The sequence below is a fragment of the Lysobacter niastensis genome, from assembly GCF_015453285.1.
Lineage (GTDB): Bacteria > Pseudomonadota > Gammaproteobacteria > Xanthomonadales > Xanthomonadaceae > Lysobacter_J > Lysobacter_J niastensis.
Window position 1 is genome coordinate 337,976 of sequence record NZ_JADLZT010000005.1, and the last position, 13,842, is coordinate 351,817.

The following is a 13,842-nucleotide window of genomic DNA, read 5'->3' on the forward strand; positions in this document are numbered from 1 at the left end:
TATGGTCTATGGGCCTGATCTCTCCCATATGAATCAAGTGTTTGGGAGCCACACCTAATCTCAGTTGGTAATCACGGCCGCGCCTCCCGGGGGCGTCGCCAGAGGCAACCCCGCCGCATGCGTCTGTCCACGATCAAGCTGTCCGGTTTCAAGTCGTTCGTCGATCCGACCACGCTGCATCTGCCGACCAACATGACCGGCGTTGTCGGTCCGAATGGCTGCGGCAAGTCCAACATCATCGACGCGGTGCGCTGGGTGATGGGCGAAAGCTCGGCCAGCCGGCTTCGCGGCGACTCGCTGACCGACGTGATCTTCGCCGGCTCGTCCGCGCGCAAGCCGGTCTCGCAGGCGATGGTCGAGCTGATCTTCGACAACTCGGATCACACGATCACCGGTGAGTTCGCCGCGTTCAACGAGATCTCGGTCAAGCGCACGGTCAGCCGCGACGGCACCAGCCAGTACTACCTCAACGGCGCCAAGTGCCGCCGTCGCGACATCACCGACCTGTTCCTCGGCACCGGTCTGGGCCCGCGCAGTTACTCGATCATCGAGCAGGGCATGATCAGCCAGGTCATCGAGGCCAAGCCCGAGGATCTGCGCGTCTATCTCGAGGAAGCCGCCGGCATCTCCAAGTACAAGGAGCGCCGCAAGGAAACCGAGACGCGCATCCGCCACACGCGCGAGAACCTCGATCGCCTGAACGACCTGCGCGAGGAAGTCGGCAAGCAGCTCGAACACCTCAAGCGCCAGGCGCGTCAGGCCGAGCAGTACCAGACCATCCAGGCCGAGCGCCGCGTCAAGGACGCGGAATGGAAGGCGCTGGAGCACCGCGCCCTGGACCAGAAGCTCGCCGGGCAGCGCGAGAAGCTGAGCCAGCAGGAAACCCGCCTGCAGCAGTTGATCGCCGAACAGCGCGAGGCCGAGCGCGAGATCGAAGTGGGGCGCGTCAAGCGCGAGGAAGCAGCCGAGTCGCTCAACAAGGCACAAGCCGCCAGCTACGAAGTCGGCGGCACGCTGGCCCGCATCGAACAGCAGATCCAGCACCAGCGCGAAATGACGCAGCGCCTGCACAAGGCACGCGACGAGGCGCTGGCCGCACTGGCCGAACTGGGCCAGCACATCGGCAGCGACCAGTCCCGCCTGGATGTACTGCGCAGCGCCGTGGCCGAGGCCGAACCGCGCCTGGAACAGCTGCGCGAGGACGATGAAGCCCGCCAGGAAGCGCTGCGGGACGCCGAGCAGAAGCTCAACGACTGGCAGCAGCGCTGGGACGAGCACAGCCGTGCCCAAGCCGAAGCCTCTCGCGCGGCCGATGTCGAGCGCACGCGCATCGAGCACCTGGACCGTCAGGTGTTCGACGCCGATCGCCGCCGCGGTGTGCTCAACAGCGAACGTTTCAACCTCGACCTGACTGCGCTGACCGAGGCGTTCAGCGCGCTGCAGGAGGAGCACGAGACGCAAAAGCTGTCGATCGACAGCCTCAGCGACGAACTGGAGACCCGCAAGGGCGCGCTCGGCGATCTGCAGGAGCAGCAGCGTGCCTCGCAGGCCGCGCTTGCCGAGGTGCGCAAAAGCGCCCAGACCGCGCGTGGCCGCCTGTCCTCGCTGGAGACGCTGCAGCACGCTGCGCTGGGCCAGGAACAGGGCGCTGCGCTGAGCTGGTTGAAGTCGCGCGGCCTGGATTCGGCCGCGCGCGTCGGCGAAAAGCTGGTTGTCGAGGAAGGCTGGGAGAACGCCGTCGAAGGCGCGCTCGGCCAGATGATCGAAGGCGTGCTGGTCGAATCGCCGGAAACCCTGGTCGAGGCGATCGGCGAGCTGGGCGAAGGCCGCCTGGCCCTGGTCGATCCGCAGAACGACGCGGTCGATTTCGCGCCGACGTCGCTGGCGTCGAAGGTTCGCGGACCGATCGCGATCCGCCGCATTCTCGCCAAGCTGCATGCCGCGGAGAACCTCACCGAAGCGCGGACGATGCTGCCGATGCTCGGCGACGGCGAATCGGTCATCACCCGCAGCGGCGAGCGCCTCGGTGCCGGCTGGGTGCGGGTGCTGCGTTCCGGTGCCGCCAAGCAGGGCGCGCTGCTGCGTGAGCGCGAGATCCAGTCGCTGCGTGGCGAGATCGAATCGCTGCAGAACCGCGAGCGCGAGCTCGACTCTACCCTGGTGCAGCTGCGCGACCGCCTGCTGGCCGCCGAGCAGCAGCGCGAGGATGCGCAGCGCACGCTGTACATGGCGCACCGCAGCGTGTCCGAACTGGCCGGCCAGCTGCAGAGCCAGCAGGGCCGCCTGGATTCCGCGCGCGACCGCATCGAGAAGATCGACGCGGAGCTGGCGCAACTGGCCGAATCGCTGGAAGGAAGCCGCGAGCAGGCGCGCGAAGCGCGCGTCCGCCAGGAAGAAGCGGTGATGCTGATGGGCGAGCTGGAGGACAACCGCCAGCAGCTGGAAGCGCAGCGCCGCGCCTTCGGCGAAGCCCGCGACCAGGCCCGCAACATGGCACGTGAAACGCGCGACACCGCGCACGCGCTGGCGTTGACGCTGGAATCGCAGCGCACCCAGATCACCGCGCTGTCGCAGGCTCTTGACCGCATGGGCGGCCAGCGCGGCCAGATCGATTCGCGCCTGGGCGAACTGTCGGCGCAGCTCGCCGACGGCGATGCCCCGGTGCAGACGCTGGAAGAGCAGCGCCAGGTCGCGCTCGAGCAGCGCGTCATCACCGAGCAGAACCTCACCATCGCGCGCACCACGGTCGATGGCATCGACCACGACCTGCGCCGCTTCGAACAGGTCCGGCACCAGCGCGACGACCAGGCCATCCAGCAGCGCGAAGGCATCGGCCAGCGCCGCCTCGAGCAGCAGGCGCTGGTACTGAAGGCCGAGCAGTTGGCGGCGGCGGTGACGGAAGCCGGCTTCGTGCTGGAGGACGTCGTCAACACGCTGACCGACGACATGGAACCGCAGGTGTGGGAACGCACGGTGGCCGAACTCGACGGCAAGCTTCGCCGCCTGGAGCCGGTCAATCTGGCCGCGATCCAGGAGCACGCCGAGGCCGCGCAGCGCAAGGAATACCTCGACGCGCAGTTCACCGACCTCACCACCGCGCTGGAAACGCTGGAAGACGCGATCCGCAAGATCGATCGCGAGACGCGCGGCCGCTTCAAGGACACCTTCGACCGCGTCAACAGCGGCGTGCAGGAGCTGTATCCGCGCCTGTTCGGCGGCGGCCACGCATACCTCGAGTTGACCGGCGAAGACCTGCTCGACACCGGCGTGTCGATCATGGCGCGTCCGCCTGGCAAACGCGTGTCGAACATCTCGCTGCTGTCCGGTGGCGAGAAGGCGATGACCGCAGTGGCGCTGGTGTTCGCGATCTTCCGGCTCAATCCTGCGCCGTTCTGTCTGCTCGACGAGGTCGACGCGCCGCTCGACGAAGCGAACGTCGGCCGACTCGCGCAGATGGTCAGCGAGATGAGCGAACAGGTACAGTTCCTGTTCGTCACCCATAACAAGGCGACGATGGAAGCTGCGCAGCAGCTGTCCGGCGTGACCATGCGCGAGCCCGGCGTGAGCCGTCTCGTGTCGGTCGACCTGGCCGAGGCCTCGCGCCTGGCAGGCGTGGCCTGACGGCCGCCGGAACGCCAGCCGTTTCCTCGTCGCAGCAAGCCGCCTGAGAGCAAGGAGAAGCAACGATGTCGGATGTGACCATGCTGCGGATCGGAATCCTGATCGCCGGCCTGATCCTGATCGGTGCGATCGTGTTCTTCGGGCGCCCGCGCAAGCCGGGGCAGGGCAAGCGCGTCGCGCGCGAAAGCGGCGAGACGCTGCGCCAGGAACCCACGCTGAGCGAGCAGCTGCAGAGCGAGCTGGGCGGCCTGGGCGCCGCCGAACCCACGACGCAGGCGGAGCTGGAACTGCCCGACCGCGGCACCGAAGGTGGCGCGAATACCGAACTTGGCCGCCGCGCCACCGAGGAGTTCGACAAGATCGTCACGCTGTACCTGGCCGCCCGTGCCGGAGAGAAGCTGCACGGCCCCGACATCGTCGTCGCCGCCGAGAAGGCGGGGCTGGTGTATGGCCACATGGGCGTGTTCCACCGCCTGGTCGAAAACCATCCCGAGCGCGGTCCGGTGTTCAGCGTCGCCAACATCATGAAGCCGGGCAGCTTCGACATGGCGCAAATCCAGGCGCTGGAAACCCCGGCGATTGCGTTCTTCCTGACCCTGCCGGCGCCGGTCAACGCGCTCGACGCCTGGGAAACCATGCTGCCGACCGCGCAACGCATGGCCGAGCTGCTCGACGGCGTGGTGCTGGATGAGTCGCGCAACGCGCTCGGCCGCCAGCGCATCGCCCACATCCGCGACGAGTTGCGCGCCTACGACCGCCAGCGCGAAGCGCCGCCGCTGACCAAGCCGGCGCGCTGGTAAGCGCGAGGCACGTTTACGGGCCATCGACTCCGCTTCGCTACGCTCAGGACGAACGGAGTCGCGTTACCAGCACAGCCTGTCCGACCTGAGCGCCGGCGCAATCGCGCCGAAGTCGAAGGACTGCATCCGGGCACATCATGCCTAAGACCGACATCGCCACCCGCATTGCAGAGCTGCGCTGCCAGCTCGACGACGCCAACTACCGCTACCACGTGCTCGACGACCCGGCCATTCCGGATGCCGAATACGACCGCATGCTGCGCGAACTCGACGAACTGGAGGCCGCGCATCCCGAACTGGTGACGCCCGACTCGCCGACGCAGCGGGTCGGTGCCACGCCGGGCGGTGCCTTCGCCGAAGTCCGTCATTCGATCCCGATGCTGTCGCTGGGCAATGCCTTCAGCGACGAGGAGATCGTCGATTTCGAGCGCCGCATCGAGCAGAAGCTGGGACGCAAGCGGCCGAGGTTCTCGGTGGAGCCGAAGCTCGATGGCCTGGCGATCAGCCTGCGCTACGAACATGGCCGCTTCGTGCGCGGTGCCACTCGTGGCGACGGCGCGACCGGCGAGGACGTCACCGCCAACCTGCGCACCATCAAGGCGATCCCCTTGCAGCTGCGCGGCAACGGCTGGCCCGAGGTGCTGGAAGTGCGCGGCGAGGTCTATATGCCGCTGGCGGATTTCCGCCGCTACAACGAGCAGGCGCTCGCGCACGGCGGCAAAGTGCTGGCCAATCCGCGCAACGGCGCGGCCGGCTCGCTGCGCCAGCTCGATCCGCGCATCACCGCCAAGCGCCCACTGGCGTTCTACGCCTACGCGGTGGGTGAGGTGGATGGCGACCTGCCCGACACCCACTCCGAAACGCTGAAGCGCCTGCGCGACTGGGGCTTCCCGGTCAGCACGGAAACCTCGGTCGTCGCCGGTGCCGACGGCCTGCTGGGCTACTACCGGGAGATCGGCGCCAAGCGCGACAAGCTGCCGTTCGACATCGACGGCGTGGTCTACAAGCTCGACGACTACGAAGGCCAGGCCGAGATGGGGTTCGTCTCGCGCGCGCCGCGCTGGGCGATCGCGCACAAGTTCCCGGCACAGGAACAGATGACGGTCGTGGAGTCGATCGAGGTCAACGTCGGCCGCACCGGAGCCGTGACTCCATGGGTGCTGATGCAGCCGGTGCAGGTCGGCGGCGTCACCGTGACGCGCGCGACGCTGCACAACGCCGACCAGGTCGCGCGGCTGGATGTCCGCAACGGCGACACCGTCATCGTCAGGCGCGCCGGCGACGTGATCCCGGAGGTCGTGCGCGTGGTGCCTGACTTGCGTCCGCCGGGCACGAAGCCATGGGCGATGCCGAGCCACTGTCCGGTGTGCGGATCGGAACTGGTGCGCGAGGAAGGCGAAGCGGTGTGGCGCTGCTCGGGCGAACTCACCTGCGCCGCGCAGCGCAAGGAGGCCATCGGCCACTTCGCGTCGCGGCGCGCGATGGACATCGACGGCCTGGGCGAGCGCCTGATCGAGATCCTCAGCGATTCCGACTCGATCCGTAACGTCGCCGACCTGTACTCGCTGACGCTGGACGACCTGCTCACCGCCAAGGCGCTGCTCGATTCGGAGTCGGTGGAAGGCTTTGTCGAACTCCTTGGCAAGAGCGCGAGCGAGCTGACGTACAAGGGCGAGGCCGTCAAGGAATTCTCGCCGGCCGCGCGTGCCAGCCTGGGAGACTGGAAGCAGCGGCTTCCGGAAGGCTATGGCGTGGCATGGAACCGGGCCAAGGTCGCCACGAAGTGGGCCGAGAACCTGATCGAGGCGATCGACCGCAGCCGCAGCACCACGCTTGAACGATTCCTTTACGCGCTGGGCATCCAGCACGTCGGTGAAAGCACCGCCAAGGCATTGGCGACGTGGTTCGGCGACATCGAACTGGTCCGCCACCTGCCGTGGCCGCTGTTCAAGCGCGTGCCGGACGTCGGCGGCGAAGTCGCGCGTTCGATCGGCCATTTCCTCGACCAGCCCGGCAACCAGCAGGTGATCGACGACCTGCTGGCGCGAGGCGTGACGATCACCGACACGCACGCGCCGTCCCCGAAGCTGCTCGACGGACTGACACTGGCCATGCTGCTGCAGGACCTTGAAATTCCCAAGGTCACCAAGGTGCGAGCCGAGCAGCTTGCGTCGGCGTTCCCGAGTGCGGAGGCGCTGCTGGATGCGCCCGAACACAACTTCGTCACCGCCGGGCTTCCACCCGACACCGCCCGCACGCTGGCCGGCTGGCTCGAGGACGAGCACCAGGCGAAGCTGCTGGGCGACAGCGCAGTTGCACTGTCGCGCCTGCTGGCCATCACCCCGACGGCGACGTCAGCAGCGCAAGGTCCGCTCGAGGGCCAGATCGCAGTGTTGACGGGTACGCTCGCGACGATGGGCCGTGACGATGCCAAAGCGAAGCTCGAGGCATTGGGCGCGAAGGTCGCCGGCAGCGTGTCGAAGAAGACCAGCTTCGTCGTCGCCGGTGAATCGGCCGGCTCCAAGCTCGACAAGGCGCAGGAGCTGGGCGTGGAAATCTGGGACGAAGCCAGGCTGCTGGAGTTCCTCGGAACGCACGGCGCATGACCCGGGACTGGCTGCCGTCCGCGGACTTCGAGGCGTTGCGCCTGCGTGCGCGGCTCAACGCAACGATCCGCGCATTCTTCGCCGAGCGTGGTGTCACCGAGGTCGAGACGCCGGTGATGTCGGTGGCAGGCAATACCGATCCCAACATCGCTTCGTTTTCGTTGCAGTTCAGTGGCCGCACCGACGGCGCTCCGCGCACGCGATGGCTGCGCACGTCGCCCGAATACCCGCTGAAGCGGCTGCTGGCGGCCGGGTTTGGCGACTGCTATGAGCTCGGCCGGGTGTTCCGCGATGGCGAAGCAGGCGGGCGCCACAACCCCGAGTTCACGATGCTCGAGTGGTACCGGCTGGGCTGGGATCACCGCCGCTTGATCGAGGAGACCGCGAACCTGGTGCGGGCGGCACTGGCGCTGGTCGGCCGGCACGCGGAGTTGTCGCTGGTTTCCTATCACGAGCTTTACCGTCAACGGCTGGGTATCGATCCCCATAGCGCCAGCGACGAGGAGCTCCGCGCGGCATTGGGCGACGTCGTGATCGACCCGGCCGGACTGACCCGCGACGACTGGCTCGACCTGCTGATGACACACCGGCTGCAGCCGGACTTCCCGGCCGGCCAGTTGCTGGCCGTGTACGACTACCCCGCGTCGCAATGCGCGCTGGCGCGTGTGCGCGATGGCGGGCCGGAGGACGGCGTGCCGGTCGCCGAGCGCTTCGAGCTTTACCTGGGGCCGCTGGAACTGGCCAACGGCTACCACGAGCTGGCCGATGCAGTGGAGCAGGGGAGCCGTTTCGACCGCGACCGCGACGTGCGCAGGGAGAGGGGCGACATCCAGCCGCCCCGTGACGAGCGGTTGCTGGAGGCGCTGGCGGCGGGCTTTCCGCATTGCGCCGGTGTCGCGCTGGGCGTCGACCGGCTGATGATGGCGATGCTCGGCACCGGGCGGATCGCCGATGTGCTTGCCTTCGAATTTTCACGCGCGTGACACGCTTCCCATCCCGCGATTGTGATAATTGCTATTGCGGAATCGTGATGGGATTTTTCTCTGCTCGCGCTAGAGTGTTCCTGCAGCAACCGCGTCGGGGTGGGCAGTGGTGATACGCAGTATCGCGGCTTGGATGGGCGTGGCGATCGTCGCGATGGCGATCGCGCCGGGCGCCGATGCCGCTCAGGAAATCCTGCGCCGCGACAGCGAACGGCGCGTGCGCTGCGAATCCAACGGCGATGAAGTCACGCGCTGCGCGGTCGACACGCGGCGTGGCGTTCGCATGCTGCGCCAGCTTTCCGAGAAGGCCTGCACCGAAGGCAAGACCTGGGGCGTAGGCGTGGACCAGGACAGCATCTGGGTCAGCCAGGGCTGTCGCGCGGAGTTCCTTACCGGTTTCGGCGGCAGCGGTGTCAGTTCCGGCTATGCCGAACGGGTTGTCCGTTGCGAGTCCCGCGGTGGCCGCTGGAACCAGTGCGCATTCGAGACCGCTGGCGGCATGGAGCTGGTCCGGCAGCTGTCGAAGAATCCCTGCATCCGTGGACAGAACTGGGGCTGGGACCGGAGCGGCGTCTGGGTATCGGGCGGGTGCCGCGCCGAGTTCCGCACGGTCGCGGCGGGCGGGGACGAGAACGACGACAGGCCGCGCTTGCGCATCGTTCGTTGCGAGTCGAAGGACGCCAGGCCGCAGCAGTGCCAGGTCAACACCGGCGGTTCCGTGAAGCTGCGGCGACAACTGTCGAAGGCACCCTGCATCGAAGGCAAGAGCTGGGGTTACGACCGCGGCGGTATCTGGGTCGAGCGTGGCTGTCGCGGCGACTTCGAGATCGGTGGCGGCGGCTGAGCAACGCGCTCTCCCTAAGTTTCGTCTGAACGTTTTTTTGACGCCGCTCCCGCTTGCGGAAATTGCGGGGTGTCCATTCAGTTTGCGCGGATAGAGTGATTAGCAAATCCGATAGGGGACACACACGCATGACCGCTCAAGCTTGGGCATCGGCCGCACTGGCCGCAGCGATGGGATTCACGGCAATTTCGGCGCAGGCGCAGAACGGCGACAACCGCCACGGAGACGGCTATTACGGCGGGGGCGCCGGAACCGTCCGTTGCGACTCGAACGACAACCGCTATCGTCGCTGCGCTGCCGATACGCGATACGGCATCCAACTGGTGCGCCAGTATTCGGACGCGCGATGCATCGAGGGCCGCACCTGGGGCACCGAGCGCGATGCGGTGTGGGTCAGCGGCGGCTGCCGGGCCGAGTTCGCCATGGGGCGAGGTGGCTGGAACAACGGCAACGGCAACGGCAACGGCAACGGCAACGGCAACGGCAACGGCGCCGGCTACGGCCAGAGCGTGCGTTGCGATTCCAACGACAACCGTTATCGCCAGTGCCCGATCGACGCGCGGCGCGTCACCCTGGTGCGCCAGTACTCCAAGTCGGCCTGTGTCGAAGGACGCACCTGGGGCTCCGAACGCGGCTACGTGTGGGTGTCGGGCGGTTGCCGCGCCGAGTTCGCCGGCCGCAATGGCGGTGGCTGGGGCGGTGGCGGCAACAACGGCGGCCCGAACAATGGCCAGGGCTGGGGGCAGGCGCAGACGCTGTACTGCGGGTCTGACGATCGCCGCCACCGCCGTTGCAACGTCACCATCCGTCGCGACGCGCGCATGACCCGCCAGATGTCCAAGGCTCCCTGCATGGAAGGCCAGAGCTGGGGCTGGGATCGCGATGGCGTATGGGTGTCCAACGGCTGCCGGGCCGAGTTCGCGGTGCGCTGATCCGATTCCGGCGACGCCGGGAGATCCTCTCGGCGTCCGGTGCGAAGCGGTCGCTGCCGTTAAACTGGCGACATGGACAACGTCATCGATTTCGACCGCTACGACCGCATCCGCCCGATCCGCTGGACCGGCGATTCCCTCGAACTGCTCGACCAGCGCAAACTGCCTTTCGTGGTCGAGTACGTGCGCTGCGACGACAGCGACGCCGTCGCTGCAGCGATTCATGCGCTGACCGTGCGGGGCGCCCCGGCGATCGGCATTGCCGCAGGCTGGGGCGTGGTGCTGGCCTCGCGCACGGTGGAGGCAGCCAACGGCGTCGAAGCCGCAGCGAAGCTTGAACCGGCGATGCAACGCCTGAACGCCGCGCGCCCGACCGCCGTCAACCTGGCCTGGGCGCTGGCGCGCATGCGCCGCGTGCTGACGGCTGCCGGCAGCGACTGGCGCGCGGTGCTCGAACGGGAGGCCCAGGCCATCGCCGAAGAGGACCTGGCCGCCAACCGTCGCATGGGCGCGTTGGGCGCGGCCCTGATTCCGCCGGGTAGTGGCGTGCTGACCCATTGCAACACCGGCTCGCTCGCGACCGCCGGCTTCGGCACCGCGCTCGGCGTGATCCGCGCCGGCGTCGCCGAGGGCCGCATCGACAAGGTCTACGCTGGCGAAACCCGTCCGTGGCTGCAGGGTGCACGCCTGACCGTGTGGGAGCTGCAGCAGGACGGCATTGACCCGACCCTGATCGCCGACGCCGCCGCCTCGCACCTGATGAAGACCGGGCAGGTGCAGTGGGTCATCGTCGGCGCCGACCGGATCTGCGCCAATGGCGACACCGCCAACAAGATCGGCACCTACCAGCTCGCCATCGCCGCCCGCCACCACGGCCTGAAGTTCATGGTCGTGGCGCCGTCCTCGACGGTCGACATGGAAACGCCGTCGGGCGATGCCATCCACATCGAGGAGCGCGATCCGGGCGAGCTGTTCGGCGTAGGCGGGGTGCGCACGGCGGCCGAGCAGGTCGGTGCCTGGAACCCGGTGTTCGACGTCACCCCGCACGAGCTGATCGATGCGATCGTCACCGAACGCGGCGTCATCGAGCGGCCCGATGCGGCGGCCATGAAGGCGGCTTTCGGCGGCTGAGGCGCGGGCTGCGCAAAAAACTGAAAAAATCCCCGCAAGTTCTTGTTTCTGCGTGGGAATCGGTGTGCCGTGAACGGCCTTCACGTGTTACCATTTCCTGTCCTTTTGATGCCGCCGCGCGCGGGCTGAAAACAGGCCCGTTGCGGGCGGTTTTCGACCCCGTCCGCGAGGGCGCCGAGGGGCAGTCGCGAGGCCCCTCGCAAGCGCAGCGCATGCGCTGACGATTCGATCAGCACGTAAACCAGCACGGAATCTCGATGGCCGAACTCGCCAAGGAAATCATCCAGGTCAACCTCGAAGACGAGATGCGCCGCAGCTACCTCGATTACGCGATGAGCGTGATCGTGGGGCGCGCGCTCCCCGACGTCCGAGACGGCCTCAAGCCCGTGCACCGCCGCGTACTCTTCGCGATGAACGAGCTTGGCGCGCACAGCAACAAGCCGTACTACAAGTCGGCGCGTATTGTCGGTGACGTCATCGGTAAGTACCACCCGCACGGCGACACTGCGGTGTACGACACGCTGGTGCGCATGGCGCAGCCGTTCTCGCTGCGCTACATGCTGGTCGACGGCCAGGGTAACTTCGGTTCGATCGACGGCGACAACGCCGCGGCGATGCGATACACCGAAGCGCGCATGTCGCGCCTCAGTCACGAGCTGATGGCCGATATCGACAAGGAAACCGTCGACTTCCAGCCCAATTACGACGAGAAGGAACTCGAGCCCACCGTCATGCCGACGCGTGTGCCGAACCTGCTGGTCAATGGTTCCGCCGGCATCGCAGTCGGCATGGCCACCAACATTCCGCCGCACAATCTCAGCGAAGTCATCAACGCGACGATCGCGCTGATCGACCAGCCGGAGATCGACGTCGACGGCCTGATGAACTACATCCCGGGTCCGGACTTCCCGACCGCGGGCATCATCAACGGCACCGCAGGCATCGTCGCCGCCTACCGCACCGGCCGCGGCCGCGTGCGCATGCGCGCCCGCGCCGAGATCGAGACCACCGACAACGGCCGCGAGGCGATCGCTGTCACCGAGATTCCGTATCAGGTCAACAAGGCGCGTCTGATCGAGAAGATCGCCGAGCTGGTCAAGGAGAAGAAGCTCGAAGGCATCAGTGAACTGCGCGATGAGTCCGACAAGGACGGCATGCGCATCTACATCGAGGTCAAGCGCGGCGAATCGGCCGACGTGGTGCTCAACAACCTCTATCAGCAGACGCAGATGGAGTCAGTGTTCGGCATCAACATGGTGGCGCTGGTCGATGGCCGCCCGCAGCTGCTGAATCTCAAGCAGATCCTCGAAGCCTTCGTCCGCCACCGCCGCGAGGTGGTGACCCGTCGCACCATCTTCGACCTGCGCAAGGCCCGCGCCCGCGCACACATCCTGGAAGGCCTGACGGTCGCGCTCGCCAACATCGACGAGATGATCGAGCTGATCAAGACGTCGGCGAACCCGAACGAGGCGCGCGAGCGCATGCTCGCCCGCACCTGGGAAGCCGGCCTGGTCGGCGCGCTGCTGGCCGCCGCGGGCAGCGAAGCTTCGCGTCCCGAGGACCTGCCGCAGGGCGTGGGCCTGATCAATGGTCGCTACCAGCTGACCGAGACGCAGGCCCAGCAGATCCTGGAGATGCGCCTGCACCGCCTGACCGGCCTGGAGCAGGACAAGCTCACCGAGGAATACAAGCAGCTGCTGGAAACGATCCGCGGCCTGATCGAGATCCTCGAGAACCCGGGCGTGCTGCTCAACGTGATCCGCGAGGAGCTGAACAACCTCAAGGCCGAGTTCGGCGACGAGCGCCGCAGCGAGATCCGCGCCAGCGAGGAAGACCTCGACATCCTCGACCTGATCGCGCCGGAAGACGTGGTTGTCACGCTGTCGCACGCCGGCTACGCCAAGCGCCAGCCGGTCAGCACCTACCGTGCGCAGAAGCGTGGCGGCAAGGGACGCAGCGCCGCGGCGACGAAGGAAGAGGACTTCATCGACCAGCTCTGGCTGGTCAACACGCACGACACGCTGTTGACCTTCACCAGCGCCGGCCGCGTGTTCTGGCTGCCGGTGTACCAGCTGCCTGATGCCGGCCCGAACGCGCGCGGCCGTCCGATCATCAACTGGATCCCGCTGGAGGCTGGTGAGCAGGTCCAGGCGGTGCTGCCGGTGCGCGAGTACGACGAGAACCGCTACGTCTTCTTCGCCACCCGCAACGGCACGGTCAAGAAGACCCCGCTGACCGAGTTCGCCTTCCGCCTGCAGCGCGGCAAGATCGCGATCAACCTCGACGAGGGCGACGCCCTGGTCGGCGTGGCGCTGACCGATGGCGAGCGCGACATCATGATGTTCGCCAGCAACGGCAAGGCGGTGCGTTTCGCCGAAGGCGAGGTCCGCTCGATGGGCCGCACCGCCACCGGCGTGCGTGGCATGCGCCTGGCCGAAGGTGAAGGCGAGGGCGACGACGCCACGACCGGTGCCGAGGTGGTCAGCCTGATCGTGGTCGACGGCGAAGGCGACATCCTGACCGCCAGTGCGCGCGGCTACGGCAAGCGCACCCCGGTGTCGGAGTACCCGCGCAAGGGTCGCGGCACCCAGGGTGTGATCGCGATCCAGACCAGCGAGCGCAATGGTTCGCTGGTGGGCGCGATCCAGCTCAGCGACCACCACGAGGTCCTGCTGATCTCCGACGGCGGCACGCTGGTCCGCACCCGCGCGGCGGAGATCGCCCAGGTCGGCCGCAATACCCAGGGCGTGACGCTGATGCGCCTGGCCGCGGACGAGACCCTGCAGGCGATCGAGCGCGTCGACGCCTCCCTGGACGACGAGGCCGAGGACGCCGAATCGGTCCCGGCAGCCGCCAGCGCGACCGCCGAACCGTCTTCGACGCCGTAACAGGTCGGTTCCCAGCCGAAAAACGCCGCCTCCGGGC

The 13,842-nt window shown here is 67.5% G+C and carries 8 protein-coding genes; all 8 read left to right on the forward strand.

Annotation, left to right across the window (positions count from 1 at the left end; all coding sequences use genetic code 11):
- Window positions 1–117: 117 nt before the first annotated feature.
- Window positions 118–3,621 carry a chromosome segregation protein SMC gene (gene smc / locus IU514_RS10805; RefSeq protein WP_194931110.1) on the forward strand — a complete coding sequence of 1,168 codons (3,504 nt, stop codon included), beginning with the start codon at window positions 118–120 and terminating at the stop codon, window positions 3,619–3,621.
- A gap of 65 nt (window positions 3,622–3,686) precedes the next feature.
- Window positions 3,687–4,421 carry a cell division protein ZipA gene (gene zipA, locus IU514_RS10810; protein WP_194931111.1) on the forward strand — a complete coding sequence of 245 codons (735 nt, stop codon included), beginning with the start codon at window positions 3,687–3,689 and terminating at the stop codon, window positions 4,419–4,421.
- Window positions 4,422–4,558: 137 nt separating this feature from the next.
- Window positions 4,559–7,027: an NAD-dependent DNA ligase LigA gene (gene ligA, locus IU514_RS10815; RefSeq protein WP_194931112.1), complete on the forward strand. Its 2,469-nt coding sequence runs from the start codon at window positions 4,559–4,561 to the stop codon at window positions 7,025–7,027.
- On the forward strand, window positions 7,024–8,010 hold the full coding sequence (gene epmA, locus IU514_RS10820) for an EF-P lysine aminoacylase EpmA (RefSeq protein ID WP_194931113.1): 987 nt from the start codon (window positions 7,024–7,026) through the stop codon (window positions 8,008–8,010). Before ligA ends, epmA begins: the two co-directional genes overlap by 4 nt.
- Before the next feature lie 106 nt (window positions 8,011–8,116).
- Complete coding sequence (locus IU514_RS10825) at window positions 8,117–8,854, forward strand: DUF3011 domain-containing protein (RefSeq protein ID WP_194931114.1); 738 nt, start codon at window positions 8,117–8,119, stop codon at window positions 8,852–8,854.
- 128 nt (window positions 8,855–8,982) lie between these two features.
- Window positions 8,983–9,786 (forward strand): DUF3011 domain-containing protein, encoded by an 804-nt coding sequence (locus IU514_RS10830; protein WP_194931115.1) that lies wholly within the window; start codon window positions 8,983–8,985, stop codon window positions 9,784–9,786.
- 72 nt (window positions 9,787–9,858) lie between these two features.
- A complete protein-coding gene (gene mtnA, locus IU514_RS10835) occupies window positions 9,859–10,917 on the forward strand; it encodes an S-methyl-5-thioribose-1-phosphate isomerase (protein ID WP_194931116.1) in 1,059 nt (352 codons plus the stop codon).
- Window positions 10,918–11,174: 257 nt separating this feature from the next.
- Window positions 11,175–13,805: a DNA gyrase subunit A gene (gene gyrA / locus IU514_RS10840; RefSeq protein ID WP_194931117.1), complete on the forward strand. Its 2,631-nt coding sequence runs from the start codon at window positions 11,175–11,177 to the stop codon at window positions 13,803–13,805.
- The last annotated feature ends 37 nt before the right edge of the window (window positions 13,806–13,842 follow it).